We start from the raw sequence: 14,296 nt of genomic DNA, 5'->3' as shown, positions 1-14,296 counted from the left end.
GACCCCGGCGGCCACACGGCTGCCCTGACCCCACCTGCACGTATCAGGCGCGCACAATGGCGGCATGCCAGCCTCTCCCATTGCCGGCGCTGCCGCCGCGAAGAAGCCCAGCCTGCGACAACGCTTCAAGGCGATGCGCAACCTGCCGCCGTTCCTGCGCATGGTCTGGCAGACCAGCCCCGCCCTGACCCTCGCCAGCCTGGGGCTGCGCCTGATCCGTGCGCTGCTGCCGGTGGCGATGCTCTACGTCGGCAAGCTGATCATCGACAGCGCCCTGCACCTGAGCCAGCACGACGCTGGCTTCCCGCCACTGGGCGAAGCACTGTCCAGCGGCGTGCTGAATCCGTTGCTGGGCCTGCTGGCGCTGGAGCTCGGCCTGGCCATCGCCTCGGATCTGCTCGGCCGGCTGGTCAGCTATGCCGATGCGCTGCTGTCGGAACTGTTCGCCAACGTCACCAGCATCCGGCTGATGGAACACGCGGCAACGCTGGACCTGGAGGACTTCGAGGACCCGGACCTGCAGGACAAGCTGGACCGTGCAAGGCGCCAGACCATGGGCCGGATGAACCTGATGAGCCAGCTGTTCGGCCAGGTGCAGGACGCGATCACCGTGGCCAGCCTCGCCGTCGGCCTGCTGGTGTATGCGCCATGGTTGATCCTGCTGCTGGTGCTGGCGCTGGTGCCGGCCTTCATCGGCGAATCGCACTTCAACGCGGCCGGCTACAGCCTCAACTTCCAGTGGACGCCGGAGCGCCGCCAGCTCGACTACCTGCGCCAGCTGGGTGCCAGCGTGGAAACGGCCAAGGAAGTGAAGATCTACAACCTGCATCGCTTCCTGGTGGAACGCTATCGCAGGTTGTCTGCAGCACTCTTCCAGGCCAACCGTGCACTGGCACGGCGGCGTGCGTTCTGGGGCACGCTGCTGGCTGCGCTCGGCACGCTGGGCTACTACACAGCGTACGCCTACATCGCATGGCGCACGGTGCGTGGCGACTTCTCGATCGGCGACCTGACCTTCCTCGCCGGCAGCTTCCTGCGCCTGCGCCAGCTGCTGGAAGGCCTCCTGATCGGGTTCTCGCAGGTGGCCAGCCAGGCGCTGTACCTGGATGACCTGTTCTCGTTCTTCCAGATCCAGCCGGAAATCCACTCGCGCGAAGGTGCGGTACGCGTGCCGCAGCCGATACGCGAAGGCTTCGTGTTCGAGAACGTCGGCTTCCGCTACCCGGATGCCGAGCAATGGGCCGTGCGCCACCTCGATTTCCAGCTGCGGGCCGGCGAAGTGCTGGCCCTGGTCGGCGAGAACGGCGCCGGCAAGACCACGCTGGTGAAGCTGCTGGCGCGACTGTACGAACCAGACGAGGGCCGCATCCTGCTCGATGGCCGCGACCTGCGCGACTACGACCTGGACGACCTGCGCGCCAATCTCGGGGTGATCTTCCAGGACTTCGTGCGCTACAACCTCAGCGCCGGCGAGAACATCGGCGTCGGCCAGGTCGAGGCGATGGACGACCAGGCGCGCATCGCCGACGCCGCGCGCCGCGGCATGGCCGAAGAAGTGATCGACGACCTGCCCGCCGGCTACGACCAGCTGATCGGCCGCCGCTTCAAGCAGGGCGTGGACCTGTCCGGTGGTCAATGGCAGAAGATCGCCATCGCCCGTGCATGGATGCGCAACGCGCAGGTGATGATCCTGGATGAGCCAACGGCGGCGCTGGATGCGCGAAGTGAGTTCGAGGTGTTCCAGCGGTTCAGGGAACTGGCGGATAATCGCACCGCAGTGCTGATTTCCCACCGTTTTTCCTCGGTACGCATGGCTGATCGCATCCTGGTGCTGGCCGATGGCCGGATCGAGGCCAGCGGCACCCACGAGCAGCTGATGGCCGAGGGCGGTCGTTATGCCGAGCTGTTCGAGCTGCAGGCGGCGGGTTACCGCTGAGAACGCCTCTCGTTCCGCCTAATGAGAACCTGTCTCATTTGAGATAGAATCACCCCCGACGACTTCCGATAGATACGCCCATGTCCTCCGCTTTTGGCGCCGAAACGGTGCTTGAGGTCCGTCACTGGACCGATGCCTACTTCAGCTTCACCCTCACCCGCGACAGCGGTTTCCGCTTCGAGAACGGCCAGTTCGTGATGATCGGCCTGGAAACCGAGGCGCGGCCGCTGCTGCGTGCGTATTCCATCGCCAGCGCCAACTGGGAAGAGCATCTGGAGTTCTTCAGCATCAAGGTGCAGGACGGCCCGCTGACCTCGCGCCTGCAGCACATCAAGCCGGGTGACAAGGTGCTGGTCGGCAAGAAGCCCACCGGCACCCTGCTGATCAGCGATCTGCACCCCGGCAAGAACCTGTATCTGCTGGGCACCGGCACCGGCATGGCGCCGTGGCTGTCGGTCATCAAGGACCCGGAAACCTACGAACGCTTCGAGAAGGTGATCCTCTGCCACGGCGTCCGCTACGAAAAGGATCTGGCCTACCGCGATTACTTCGAGAAGGAACTGCGTGAGCACGAGTTCCTGGGCGAGATGATCGGCGACAAGCTGCTGTACTACCCGGCCGTCACCCGCGAGCCGTTCGCCAACCAGGGCCGCCTGACCCAGCTGATGGAAAGCGGCGAGATGCAGCGCACGCTCGGCCTGCCGGAATTGAGCCCGGAGAACGACCGCGCGATGATCTGCGGCAGCCCGCAGATGCTGGCCGACCTGCGCAGCGTGCTCGATGCCCGTGGCTTCCAGGTCTCGCCGCGTATTGGCCAGCCGGGCCACTACGTGTTCGAGCGCGCGTTCGTCGAGAAGTAAAGCGCGGGGCCCTGGCCCCGCATTTGTACGCGACCTGTTGCGCACCTTGCGCATTGCAGGCATCGTCCCCCCGCACGGGCCGATGGCCCTCCCGGGGAATACACGGATGATGAACACATCGATCCCGCACTGGATGCGGGCTTGGGCAATTGCCGGCCTGCTGCTGGCAGCGGTTCCGGCGTGGGCTGCGCCGCCTGCACGCGGCGAAACGCCGCCGCAGGCGCTGGGCAACGACCGCAAGGGCAATCCGGTCAATCTGGCCGATCAGCGCGGCAAGGTGGTCATCGTGACCTTCTGGGCCTCCTGGTGCGGGCCCTGCCGCAAGGAACTGCCGATCCTGGCCCATCTACAGCAGGTGATTGGCGAGGACGCCTTGAAGGTCTACGCGGTCAACTGGGGCGAACCGCGGCTGGAGGTCAGCCGGCTGATCCGCCAGCGTGACTGGCCGAAGCTGGAGTACCTGCATGATCCTGGCGGTGCGCTGGCGGAGCAGTTCGGCATCGTCGCCGTACCCCACATGTTCATCGTCGGCCGCGACGGCACCATCGTCCATGCCCATCGCGGCTACAGCGAGGCCAGCCTGCCGCGGATCATGCAACAGGTGATCGAAGCCCTGCCCGAAGAGGTCCGCAACCGCCAGGCAGGCGTACCAGCGCTGGGACACTGAGCGCTGCGCCCAAGGCGACCGGCAGCTGTTACAGCAGCGCTTCGATCGCGCTGCGCAACTGCTCCGGCCTGGTGGTGGGCGCATGGCGCGATACCACCCGCCCCTGGCGGTCGACCAGGAACTTGCTGAAATTCCACTTGATGCGGGCACTGCCCAGCAGGCCGCGCTTCTCGCGTGACAGCCATGCCCACAGCGGCTCGGCCCCCTCGCCATTGACCTCGATCTTCTCCGACAGCGGAAAACTGACCGGATAGTCCAGTGAACAGAACTGGCGGATCTGCGCGGCGTCGCCGGGCTCCTGCGCGCCGAACTGGTTGCACGGGAAGCCGATCACCACCAGACCGCGCTCGCGGTACTCCTGCCACAGCTGTTCCAGCCCGGTGTACTGCGGGGTGAAGCCACAACGACTAGCGACATTGACCAGCAGCAATGGGTGGCCCTTGTAGCGGGCCAGCGGCTGCGGCTGGCCGTCAAGGTCACGGAAGCTGAAATCGTAGGCAGTGGTCATGGCAGCGGGCCGTGGGCGGTGAAGGCATGGTACCCGCGCCCGGCCCCGACAACATGCCTTTTGACACAAGTGCCGGCGCGCCGGGCCGGGTTACCCTCGGGCCCTTGTTTGCCTTACCGGAGCTATTACCTTGACCACTCGCCTTGCCCTTGCCGTGGCCATGACCCTCGGCCTTGCCCTGCCCGCCTACGCTGCCAGCGCCGCCACCGCGGCCGCCGCCAGCAGCGCCCAGCAAGCCAACCCGTTCTTCGCCGACAGCCCGCTGCCACTGCACTTCCCTCAGTTCAACAAGATCAAGGACAGCGATTTCGCTCCGGCTTTCGACGCCGGCATGGCGCAGCAGCTGAAGGAAGTGGAGGCCATTGCCAACACCAAGGCCAAGCCGACCTTCGAAAACACCATCATCGCCCTGGAAAAGAGCGGTGACACCCTGGATCGCGCGACCACCGTGTTCTTCAGCCTGGTCGGCGCCGACACCAACGACACCCGAAAGAAGCTGCAGGCCGATTACTCGGCGAAGTTCGCCGCGCACAGCGATGCGATCGCGCTGAACGGCAAGCTGTTCGCCCGCATCCAGGCGCTGTACGACACCCGCAGCCAGCTGGGTCTGGACGCCGAAGGCGTGCGCCTGGTCGAGAAGTACTACGACAACTACGTACGCGCCGGCGCCAAGCTGTCCGAGGCCGACAAGGCCACGCTGAAGGCCATGAATGCCGAGCTGGCCAACCTGGGCACCAAGTTCAGCCAGAACGTGCAGTCGGAAGTGAACGCCTCGGCGATCACCGTCGATGACGTCAAGGAGCTGGACGGCCTGTCCAAGGAGCAGATCGCGGCTGCTGCCGAAGCCGCCAAGGCCCGTGGCCTGGACGGCAAGTACGTGATCACCCTGCTCAACACCACTGGCCAGCCGCCGCTGACCAACCTGGCCAACCGTGCCCTGCGCCAGAAGATCTACGAAGCCTCGACCACCCGCGGCAGCCGCGGCGGTGAGTTCGACAACACCGCGCTGGTCTCGCGCATCATGCAGCTGCGTGCCGACAAGGCCAAGCTGATGGGCTTCCCGAACTTCGCCGCCTACAACCTGACCAACCAGACCGCCAAGACCCCCGAAGCGGTCAACGCGATGCTGGGCAAGCTGGCTCCGGCCGCAGTGGCCAATGCCAAGCGCGAAGCCGCCGACCTGCAGGCGATGATCGACAAGGAACAGAAGGCCGCCGGCAAGAAGACCTTCGCCCTTGAGCCGTGGGACTGGGCGTTCTACAGCGAGAAGGTGCGCCAGGCCAAGTACAACTTCGACGAATCGCAGCTGAAGCCGTACTTCGAGATGAAGAACGTGCTGGAGAACGGCGTGTTCTACGCGGCGGGCCAGGAATTCGGCCTGACCTTCAAGCAGCGCACCGACCTGCCGGTCTACCACGACGACGTCACCGTCTATGACGTGTTCGATGCCGACGGCAGCCAGCTGGCGATCTTCATCTTCGACCCGTACGCCCGCGCGTCCAAGCGTGGCGGTGCGTGGATGAATTCCTACGTCTCGCAGTCCAAGCTGACCGGCTTCAAGCCGGTGGTGGCCAACCACCTCAACATCCCCAAGCCGCCGGCCGGCCAGCCGACGCTGCTGACCTGGGATGAGGTGAACACCACCTTCCACGAATTCGGCCATGCCCTGCACGGCATGTTCTCCAACGTGAAGTACCCGTACTTCTCGGGCACCTCGGTGCCGCGTGACTTCGTCGAGTTCCCCTCGCAGGTCAACGAAATGTGGTCGGACAACCCGGCCATCCTGAAGAACTACGCCAAGCACTACCAGAACGGTTCGGCGATGCCGCAGGCGCTGCTGGACAAGGTGCTGGCCGCTGCCAAGTTCAACCAGGGCTTTGCCACCACCGAGTACCTGGGTGCGGCCATGCTCGACCAGCGCTGGCACCAGATCGGTCCGGACCAGGTGCCGGCCGCCAAGGACGTGATGGCCTTCGAGCGCGCCGCGCTGGAGAAGGACGGCATCTACTATGCGCCGGTCCCGCCGCGCTACAAGACCCCGTACTTCAGCCACATCATGGGCGGCTACTCGGCTGGCTACTACGCCTACATCTGGTCGGAAGTACTCGACGCCAACACCCAGAAGTGGTTCAAGGACAACGGCGGCCTGAGCCGCAAGAACGGCGACCACTTCCGCGCCACCCTGTTGTCCAAGGGCGGCAGCGTGGATGCGATGCAGCTGTTCCGCGATTTCGCCGGCCACGAGCCGCAGATCGAACCGCTGCTGGAAAAGCGTGGCCTGACCGGCGCCGGCAACTGATCGCCAGTGCGGTAGTGTGAAATGAGAACCGCCCGGGAAACCGGGCGGTTTTTTTGTTGGGGTTGGGGTCAGAACCATGGATTCAACGCGGCGCGACGTATCCCCCCGGCACGCCTTCCGGCGACAGCACCATCTGCCACAACTGCGCGTGCCGGCAACGGAAGGTCGCCATCGAGCCGGCCAGGTAGAAACGCCACATGCGACGGAAATGCTCGTCGTAACGTTCATCCAGCCGTGGCCATGCTGCTTCCACGTTGCGCCGCCACGCCTGCAGGGTCAGGTCGTAGTCGGTGCCGAAGTTATGCCAGTCCTCCAGCACGAAGCGGCCCTCGAACGCCTTGGTGACCTGCACTGCCGACGGCAGCATCGAATTGGGGAAGATGTAGCGCGCGATCCACGGATCTGTGCGATGCCGCGAGATGTTGGTGCCGATGCTGTGCAACAACAGCAGGCCGCGCGGCGACAGGCAGCGCTTGGCCACCTCGAAGAAACTGCCGTAGTTCTTGTCACCAACGTGCTCGAACATGCCGATCGAGAAAATCGCATCGAACGGCTCGTCCAGTTCACGGTAATCCTGCAGGCGGATCTCGATCGGCAGGCCGGCGCACAGTTCGCGCGCGAACTCGGCCTGTTCCTGCGAGATGGTCACACCCACTCCGCTGACGCCGTAGCGCTCGGCGGCAAACTTCAGCGCTTCACCCCAGCCGCAACCGATATCCAGCACGCGCTGGCCCGGACGCAGGCCCAGTTTGCGGCAGACCAGGTCGAGCTTGGCTTCCTGCGCGGCGTCGAGATCATCGGCGTTGCGCCAGTAGCCGCAGCTGTAGACCAGGCGCCGCCCAAGCATGGCCTGGTAGAGATCGTTGCCGAGATCGTAGTGGCGGCGCCCGACTTCATAGCTGCCCTGCCCGACCTGGAGATTGAACAGGCGCGCCTTCAGCGCATCGGCCACTTCGCGCCAGCCGTGCACCCGCTCATCCAGGTGCGCCTGCATCAGGTGGACGAGGAATTCATCCAGGACGTTGGCATCCCACCAACCGTCCATGTAGCTCTCGCCGAGACCAAGCGAGCCGTGTGCCATGACCCGCGCGAAGAAGCGCGGGTCATGCACCTGAATGTCCTGTGGCTGGGTACCGCCGATGCGGACCCCGGCTTCCTGCAGCAGGCCGGAAACCCGCTCCTGCAACCCTGTATCCACGCCACCTCCTCGACTGCGGTCAACCGCGTGCGAACAGCTCCACGTAGTCCTTGGCCACGTGCGGCAACAGCACCGCCGCCGGTACATCGGCGGTCTGGGTGCCATCCGAGTATGGACCCACCTGGTACGGCGGGAAAACAAAGCGCAGCGCGGTGATCTGCCCCTTGTCGTCGGTGAGCGGCTGGAACTGGCTGAAGTTGTCGGCCTGCGGGCCGGTGCCGTCGGCAATCATGCGCGATGCGTTGCGCAGCGATTCCTGCAGCTGGGCCGGGTCCATGTCCTCACCACTGAGGCGGGTCGCCACGCGTTCGCGCAACTGGTCGGCGACGAAGTCACTGATCGCTTTCCAGCCCTTGGCATCGGCCACCAGCTTTTCGGCGCTGAGCATCTGCTGATGCTGCGGCAGCCACACGAAGCGCGCCACCAGCGGCTCGCCGTGGGCGCCACCGGTATAGCGGCTGCCATCGGCGCTGACCACCACCAGCTGCGGGGTTTCCAGCAGTTTCTCGAAGCTCAGCGACAGCTCGTAGGGCATGGTCGGCTTGTCATTGCCCAGCCCGTCCAGCGCCTGCTGCAGATCACTGCGTGCACTGGTGGCGTAGCCCTGCAGCGCGCGCGCCAGGCCCGGGTAACGGTCGATGCCGGCCGGATAGCTGATGCCCACCACTTCGCGCTCGTTGTTCTCGATCACATCGCGCAGGTCCAGCGGCGCTTCCGCAGCCGGCGTTTCACCTGCCGCAGCGGCCTCGGCGGCAGGCGCCGCGTCGGTCGCCGCTGACGGCTCGCTTTCACGCTGGCAACCGGCCAGCAACAGCACGCCCACCACGCCGGCCAGCACGCTGCCGTGCAGTGGCCGGTTGTTTCCAATCTTCATCGGGATCCCCTGTTCATGTTTGTACATCATCGCCTGCCATGGCTGAAGCGTGACCCGCTGGCATTCAGCCAACGAGCAGGTCGTGATACTCCTCGTGCCGCTGCAGGAAGGCCTCGGCGTACGAACACGCCGGCACCACCTTGTACTTCTGTTCGCGGGCGAAACGCAGCGCGACGCGGGTCAATTCACCGGCAATGCCACGGCCAGCGATCGGCTCGGGCACTTCGGTGTGGGTGATGACCATGCGCCTGCGCTTGATCTGGTAGTCGAGCACCGCCAGCTGTCCTCGCACGCGGGCGGTGAAGCGGTGGCTGGCCAGATCATGTTCGACCTCGTAGGCCAGACCGGGGGGCGTGACCGAAGCCATGGAGCTGTCTCCTGCGACGACTGCGTGGATGGTGCGCAGCCGGGCGCCATGATCGCGTGAAGCCTGAACAGGGGCAAGTCCGATCCATTCACGTCAGTTCCCGACCCTCAAGCTGGAGGGTGGGCGGCCGCTATCGCCTGTGGAGGGGTACGGCCAGGCTGGCACGACCCTTGCGACCGTTGACCATGCGCACCACCGCGGAGGCTCCCATGCACCCCAGCGATACCCATTCCGATACCGACCGTGCCCTGCTGGAGGGCCTGCTGCAACTGGCGGTGGAGGGGCAGACCGAAGACCAGGATTTCCAGCGCATCGGCGAGGAGGTATTCGCCCGCCTGCAGGACACCTACGGCCAACAGACCCGCGCCTGACCAGGAGCGGGGGCCAACCCCGGGGTCGGATCCAGCGGATCCGACCCCGGCCAACTTCAACCGCCGCCGAGGCGGAAGGTCGGGTTGGAGAGTTCGCGCAGGAAGTGGTTGAAGATGCTCGGCTGCATGGCCAGCATGAAGATCACGCCGAATGCCGCGCCGGCCAGGTGCGCACTGTGGTTGATGCGGTCACCGCCACGCTTGTCCATCCAGATGCTGTAGCCGACGTAGAACGCGGCATACACGATGGCCGGTGCCGGGATGAAGAACACCAGGATGATCGACCACGGCTTGATCAGGATGAAGGCGAACAGCACCGCCGACACCGCACCCGACGCACCCAGGCTCAGGTAGTTCGGGTTCTTCTGGTTCTTCAGGTAGCTGGGCAGGATCGAGACCACCAGCGCACCGATGTAGAACGCCGGGTAGGTCAGGTAGCTGCCGGTCAGCTGCACCATCACGCTCTCGATGAACCCCCCGAAGAAGAACAGGGTGATCATGTTGAAGATCAGGTGCGACCAGTCGGCATGGATGAAGCCATAGGTCACCAGGCGGTCGTACTGGCGGTGGCGGTCCACTGCCGGCGGCCACAGGATCAGGCGGTCGGCTAGCTTGCGGTTGTTGAAGGCCATCCACGACAGGATGGCGGTGACGGCGATCAACAGCAGATTGACGGGGGTCATGTCAGGCTCAGGCGCTACGGTAGTTGTCGACCATACGATAGCGTTTTGCATACCAACCGAAAGCCAACGCCGCGATGAAAGCGAAACCGGCGAAGAAGAACATCAGGAACGCCGCCTCGCTCAGCCCTGTCCCTGCAATCTGGTGGGTCACCGTGTCGTTGCGCACCGCGGCGTTGGACAGCAGTACCCACAGGTTGCCGATGGTGGTGGTCAGGTTCCAGAAGCTCATCACCACGCCCTTCATCGCCTGCGGCGCCTGGCTGTAGGCAAATTCCAGGCCGGTGGCCGAGACCAGCACTTCACCGAAGGTCAGCAGCGCATACGGCAGCATCTGCCAGAAGATCGACATCGCATTGCCGCCATCCATCACCACCTGGATGCCACCCACCACGATCCAGGCCAGGCCGCTGAAGGCGATACCGGCGGTCATGCGGCGCAGCGCGGTCGGTTCGAAACCGAAGCGACGCAGGGCCGGGTACAGCACCAGGTTGTTGAACGGAATCAGGATCATCACCAGCAGCGGGTTCAGCGCCTGCATCTGCGAGGCGGTGAACCAGCTCGGCATCTGCATCTGCTGGCCCTGCAGGACCCAGGTCGAGGCCTTCTGGTCGAACAGCGAGAAGAACGGCGTGGTCAGCGCGAAGATCACCAGCACGCGCAGTACCGAACGCACACCTTCCACGGCTTCGGCCGGATGCTGGCCGCGGGCGCGGTCCAGCTGCAGCCAGGTGCCGCCACCGATGCCAGCGAGGATGGCGACCAGCGCCAGGCACAGGCAGATCACGATGCCGAGCGAACCGACCAGGCCGAACGAGGCTGCCGCCAGTACCAGGCCGAGCACGGCGATCACCAGGCCCGGGCGGCCCTGGCCGGCGACGCGCGCGGTCAGGGCGGTGCGCACCACGTTGGCGAACGAATGCGGATCCTTCGGCGGCAGCGGCACCAGCACGTAGCGCTTGCGGCCCAGCCAGAACACGAAGGTGGCGATGAACATCAGGATGCCCGGGATACCGAACGCCCACTGCGGGCCCCAGTTCTTCAGCACCAGCGGGATCAGCAGCGAGGCAAACAGCGAGCCGAAGTTGATGATCCAGTAGAAGGCGTCGAAAACGATCTTGGCCAGGTGCTTGTTGCTCTGGTCGAACTGGTCGCCCATGAACGAGGCCACCAGCGGCTTGATGCCGCCGGCACCGAGCGCGATCAGGCCCAGGCCGAGGAAGAAGCCTTCGCGGCTGTTCTCGAACAACGCCAGGCACAGGTGACCGGCGCAGTAGACCAGGCTGAACCAGAGGATGGTGTGGTACTTGCCGAAGAACTTGTCCGCCAGCCAGCCACCGAGCAGCGGGAAGAAATACACGCCGATCATGAAGCTGTGCATGATGTCCTTGGCTTCACCGGCACGGCCTTCCGCAGTGATTTCCTGCAGCAGCAGCGAGGTGATCAGGAACTGCACCAGGATGTTGCGCATCCCGTAGAAACTGAACCGCTCGCAGGCCTCATTGCCGATGATGTACGGGATCTGGCGCGGCATCTTTCCCTGGCCGGCGATGGGGGCAACTGCGTCGTGGCTCATCCTGTAAGGCATTCCTGCAAAGCGAAAGGCGCAAGATTACCGGAACCCGGGCTTGCGAAGCACGCTGCAGGGCTGCATGACAACGGTGCCAATCCGTGGCAGACACGCCATGCCCTGCCGGAAGTCACGGAACCTGCACGACAAAAGCGTAAACTTATCGTTATGCGCCCCCCCGCCCTCGCCCGCCTCCTGCTCGCTTGCCTTGCGCTGCTGCTGGCGTGGCAGGCCCAGGCGCGACCACAGGCGCCGGCTGCCGCCACCGGCGAGAGCGGGCCACGGCAGTTGACCGTAGCCGCGCTGGAACTGCCCAGCCGCGACGATGCACAGTGGAAGCTGCGACGTGAGCAGGTCGCCCAGCTGTTGACCGAGCTGCAGCCTGACGTGATTTCGGTGCAGCAGGTCCTGCAGCAGCAGGGCCGGAACCCGGCCTGCTGGCTGGCCAGCCGGCTGCGCTACAGCTGCGACTTCGTCACCGCCGATCCGCCCAGCCAGCCGCTGCGGCATGGCAACGCGATGCTGACCCGGCTGCCGGTCAGCGAGGACGGCGTGACCCTGCTGCACCCGCCCGGCACGTTCAGCGCGGCCGGCATGATGCGGCTGAAGCTGGGCGCGTCGCTGCTCAACGTCTACGTGGCGCGCCTGCGTCCGGACCCGGACGAGGCCATCGCCCGCCAGCACCAGACCAGCGACCTGATGACCTGGATCAGCGCCACCGCCGAGGGCATGCCCAGCCTGATCGCTGGCGACTTCTCGGCCAGCACGGTGGAACTGGTACGCAGCACGCCGGGCTTCCAGCCGGCCCGGCGCAATCCCGGCGCACCGGCGGCCAGTGGCGGCGGAGCAAGTGGCCATGGCCTGGACGTGCTGTTCCAGGTCAAGCACTTCGGCGGCATCCGCCAGCAGCCGATCCTGTTGCCGGCCGACGGCGACCTGCCCGGCCTGCGCCTGGGCGTGATGGCGACCCTGCGCCTGCAGGGGGATACGGCCACGGCCGAATAGCCCCGCTCATCCCCGCGGCACGCCTCACCCCGGTAGGTGGCCTTGGTCGGCACATTCCCACCGCGCGCGCACATGTTTCCGTGCCGACCAAGGTCGGCACCTACCGGAATCAGCCCCATTCCCAGGACTGACAGACAAAAAAAGGCCGGGGTCTCCCCCGGCCTTTTCAGTTCATCCCGTTACCGCGATCAGGCGATCGCTTCCTGGTAACGGCGCTCGACTTCGTTCCAGTCGATGACGTTGAAGAACGCGCCGATGTATTCCGGACGACGGTTCTGGTACTTCAGGTAGTACGCGTGTTCCCACACGTCCAGGCCGAGGATGGGGGTGTTGCCTTCCATCAGCGGGCTGTCCTGGTTGCCGGTGCTCTCGACCACGACCTTCTTGTCCGGGGTCACGCTCAGCCATGCCCAGCCGCTGCCGAAACGGGTCAGCGCAGCCTTGGTGAAGGCGTCCTTGAACTTGTCGAAGCCGCCCAGGTCCTTGTCGATGGCCTTGGCCACGTCGCCCACCGGGTTGCCGCCAGCATTCGGAGCCATCACGGTCCAGAACAGCGAGTGGTTGGCATGGCCGCCACCGTTGTTGCGCACCGGACCCTGCAGGTTCTCCGGCAGCGACTTGAGCTTCTTCACCAGTTCTTCGACCGGCAGGTCAGCGTACTCGGTGCCTTCCAGCGCCGCGTTGACGTTGTTGATGTAGGTCTGGTGATGCTTGGTGTGATGGATTTCCATCGTCGCCGCATCGATATGCGGTTCCAGCGCGTCGTAGGCGTAGGACAGCTTGGGCAGGGTGTAGGCCATGATGCATCTCCTGATTGCGAGGGCACCCGACGGTGTCGGGCGTTGCGCGGTGAATGATGGGGACAGACCGCCAGATTACCAAGGGGGATGTAAAGGAAATTGCGTCCTGCCAGTGAGCACGACGGCAATTGTTACGCAGCAGTGACGCGACGCCGTCCTCATGCACCGTGCAGCGCACAGGCGCTACAGTGCCTGCACCACCCTCGCCCGCCCCTGCCCCATGCGCAACCCCCGGCTGCTGATCACCGCCATCGCCCTGCTCGTGCTCGGCCTGGTCGTCAACCATTTCATGCAGCGGCCTCCGGCGCCGCAGTTCGCACCGGACCTGCAGAGCGCGCCCGCTGCACGCACAACGCCTGCGCGCAGCAGCAATGACAGCGGCCTGCCGGCCTTCCTGCCCGCCGAGGCACGCCAGACCATTGCCCTGATCCAGCGCGGCGGTCCGTTCCCGCATCGCCAGGACGGCAGCACCTTCGGCAACCGCGAACAGCAACTGCCGCAGCGCCCGCGCGGCTACTACCGCGAATACACCGTTGACACCCCCGGTGCGCGTACCCGCGGCACGCGCCGCATCGTCACCGGTGGCGATCCGCCGGAGGCCTGGTACTACACCGACGACCACTACGCATCGTTCCGCAGCTTCACCGTACCGGCCCCGGGAGCGCAGCAATGAGCCACGACGATTTCGGCCTCGGCCTGCACGACATCAACAATGCCGGCGTCTATGCCATCGACAGCGACGACATCAGCGCACTGGCCGCAGCGATGCGCGATGCCGGCCTGAAGGTGATACGCATCGACCTGGATGGCGTGGCCGACAAGCGCACCCTGCTTGCCCGTCTGGCTGCGCAGCTGGATTTCCCGGCGGGGTTCGGCGGCAACTGGGATGCGCTGTCGGACAATCTGCGCGACCTGCAGTGGCTGCCGGCCAACGGCTATGCGCTGTTCCTGGCCGATGTCGACGCATTCCGTGCGGCCACGCAGAAGGATTTCGATACCCTGCTGGACGTGATGGACGAAGCCAGCCGCGACTGGGTCGGCCGCGACGTACCGTTCTGGGTATTCCTGTCGCAGAGCGCGTGAGGTAGATGCCCTGGTAGATGCCGACCTTGGTCGGCATGCGCTGATGCCTTGGTAGATGCCGACCTTGGTCGGCGTTTC

The 14,296-nt window shown here is 65.3% G+C and carries 15 protein-coding genes; 8 read left to right on the top strand and 7 right to left on the bottom strand.

The window, feature by feature from the left end; translation table 11 throughout:
- Positions 1 to 64 precede the first annotated feature (64 nt).
- The 3 genes from V9K93_RS12620 to V9K93_RS12610 all read left to right on the top strand — a co-directional run bounded on the left by V9K93_RS12620 (position 65) and on the right by V9K93_RS12610 (position 3,463).
- Positions 65 to 1,936 (top strand): ABC transporter ATP-binding protein, encoded by a 1,872-nt coding sequence (locus tag V9K93_RS12620; RefSeq protein WP_337302646.1) that lies wholly within the window; start codon positions 65 to 67, stop codon positions 1,934 to 1,936.
- Between the two features lie 80 nt (positions 1,937 to 2,016).
- Positions 2,017 to 2,796 carry a ferredoxin--NADP reductase gene (locus tag V9K93_RS12615; RefSeq protein ID WP_046984352.1) on the top strand — a complete coding sequence of 260 codons (780 nt, stop codon included), beginning with the start codon at positions 2,017 to 2,019 and terminating at the stop codon, positions 2,794 to 2,796.
- 109 nt (positions 2,797 to 2,905) lie between these two features.
- Positions 2,906 to 3,463, top strand: coding sequence for a TlpA disulfide reductase family protein (locus V9K93_RS12610; RefSeq protein ID WP_248298499.1), 558 nt, complete (start codon positions 2,906 to 2,908; stop codon positions 3,461 to 3,463).
- Positions 3,464 to 3,491: 28 nt separating this feature from the next.
- On the opposite strand, the gene V9K93_RS12605 is transcribed toward V9K93_RS12610, so the two are convergent.
- Positions 3,492 to 3,971, bottom strand: a complete 480-nt coding sequence (locus tag V9K93_RS12605; protein WP_046984353.1) for a glutathione peroxidase — start codon at positions 3,969 to 3,971, stop codon at positions 3,492 to 3,494.
- Between the two features lie 130 nt (positions 3,972 to 4,101).
- Between V9K93_RS12605 and V9K93_RS12600 the strand changes: the two genes are divergently transcribed.
- Entirely contained in the window at positions 4,102 to 6,270 is a 2,169-nt protein-coding gene (locus V9K93_RS12600; protein WP_337302645.1) for a M3 family metallopeptidase, read from the top strand.
- A gap of 82 nt (positions 6,271 to 6,352) precedes the next feature.
- Here V9K93_RS12600 and cfa read toward each other — a convergent pair whose 3' ends face one another.
- Genes cfa through V9K93_RS12585 form a run of 3 tightly spaced genes read right to left on the bottom strand, consistent with a single transcriptional unit; the run spans position 6,353 to position 8,709 of the window.
- Entirely contained in the window at positions 6,353 to 7,468 is a 1,116-nt protein-coding gene (cfa, locus tag V9K93_RS12595; RefSeq protein WP_046984355.1) for a cyclopropane fatty acyl phospholipid synthase, read from the bottom strand.
- A gap of 19 nt (positions 7,469 to 7,487) precedes the next feature.
- Positions 7,488 to 8,369: a DUF3298 and DUF4163 domain-containing protein gene (locus V9K93_RS12590; protein WP_136639510.1), complete on the bottom strand. Its 882-nt coding sequence runs from the start codon at positions 8,367 to 8,369 to the stop codon at positions 7,488 to 7,490.
- Between the two features lie 37 nt (positions 8,370 to 8,406).
- Entirely contained in the window at positions 8,407 to 8,709 is a 303-nt protein-coding gene (locus V9K93_RS12585) for a GNAT family N-acetyltransferase (protein WP_006377679.1), read from the bottom strand.
- 209 nt (positions 8,710 to 8,918) lie between these two features.
- Here V9K93_RS12585 and V9K93_RS12580 point away from each other — a divergent pair, with 209 nt between their 5' ends.
- Positions 8,919 to 9,080, top strand: a complete 162-nt coding sequence (locus V9K93_RS12580) for a hypothetical protein (RefSeq protein ID WP_012511601.1) — start codon at positions 8,919 to 8,921, stop codon at positions 9,078 to 9,080.
- A gap of 56 nt (positions 9,081 to 9,136) precedes the next feature.
- Here V9K93_RS12580 and V9K93_RS12575 read toward each other — a convergent pair whose 3' ends face one another.
- Together V9K93_RS12575 and V9K93_RS12570 are read right to left on the bottom strand one after the other, a co-directional pair.
- Positions 9,137 to 9,763: a rhomboid family intramembrane serine protease gene (locus V9K93_RS12575; RefSeq protein ID WP_006377680.1), complete on the bottom strand. Its 627-nt coding sequence runs from the start codon at positions 9,761 to 9,763 to the stop codon at positions 9,137 to 9,139.
- A 7-nt stretch (positions 9,764 to 9,770) separates the two neighbouring features.
- Entirely contained in the window at positions 9,771 to 11,336 is a 1,566-nt protein-coding gene (locus V9K93_RS12570) for a POT-type proton-dependent oligopeptide transporter (protein WP_012511603.1), read from the bottom strand.
- 162 nt (positions 11,337 to 11,498) lie between these two features.
- Here V9K93_RS12570 and V9K93_RS12565 point away from each other — a divergent pair, with 162 nt between their 5' ends.
- Positions 11,499 to 12,335 (top strand): endonuclease/exonuclease/phosphatase family protein, encoded by an 837-nt coding sequence (locus tag V9K93_RS12565; RefSeq protein ID WP_337302644.1) that lies wholly within the window; start codon positions 11,499 to 11,501, stop codon positions 12,333 to 12,335.
- A 188-nt stretch (positions 12,336 to 12,523) separates the two neighbouring features.
- Here V9K93_RS12565 and V9K93_RS12560 read toward each other — a convergent pair whose 3' ends face one another.
- On the bottom strand, positions 12,524 to 13,135 hold the full coding sequence (locus V9K93_RS12560) for a superoxide dismutase (protein WP_005410310.1): 612 nt from the start codon (positions 13,133 to 13,135) through the stop codon (positions 12,524 to 12,526).
- A gap of 220 nt (positions 13,136 to 13,355) precedes the next feature.
- On the opposite strand from V9K93_RS12560, the gene V9K93_RS12555 reads away from it, so the two are divergent.
- Both V9K93_RS12555 and V9K93_RS12550 read left to right on the top strand, forming a co-directional pair.
- The gene (locus tag V9K93_RS12555) at positions 13,356 to 13,808 is read left to right on the top strand and encodes a guanyl-specific ribonuclease (RefSeq protein ID WP_295379248.1); all 453 of its coding nucleotides are present in this window, start codon (positions 13,356 to 13,358) and stop codon (positions 13,806 to 13,808) included.
- Complete coding sequence (locus V9K93_RS12550) at positions 13,805 to 14,218, top strand: barstar family protein (RefSeq protein ID WP_006377729.1); 414 nt, start codon at positions 13,805 to 13,807, stop codon at positions 14,216 to 14,218. Before V9K93_RS12555 ends, V9K93_RS12550 begins: the two co-directional genes overlap by 4 nt.
- Positions 14,219 to 14,296 lie beyond the last annotated feature (78 nt).

Source organism: Stenotrophomonas sp. CCNWLW162 (assembly GCF_037203745.1).
In the GTDB taxonomy this organism is placed as follows: domain Bacteria; phylum Pseudomonadota; class Gammaproteobacteria; order Xanthomonadales; family Xanthomonadaceae; genus Stenotrophomonas; species Stenotrophomonas maltophilia_AQ.
The sequence above is the reverse complement of the archived record's forward strand: the minus strand, read 5'-3'. Positions and strand labels throughout refer to the sequence as shown.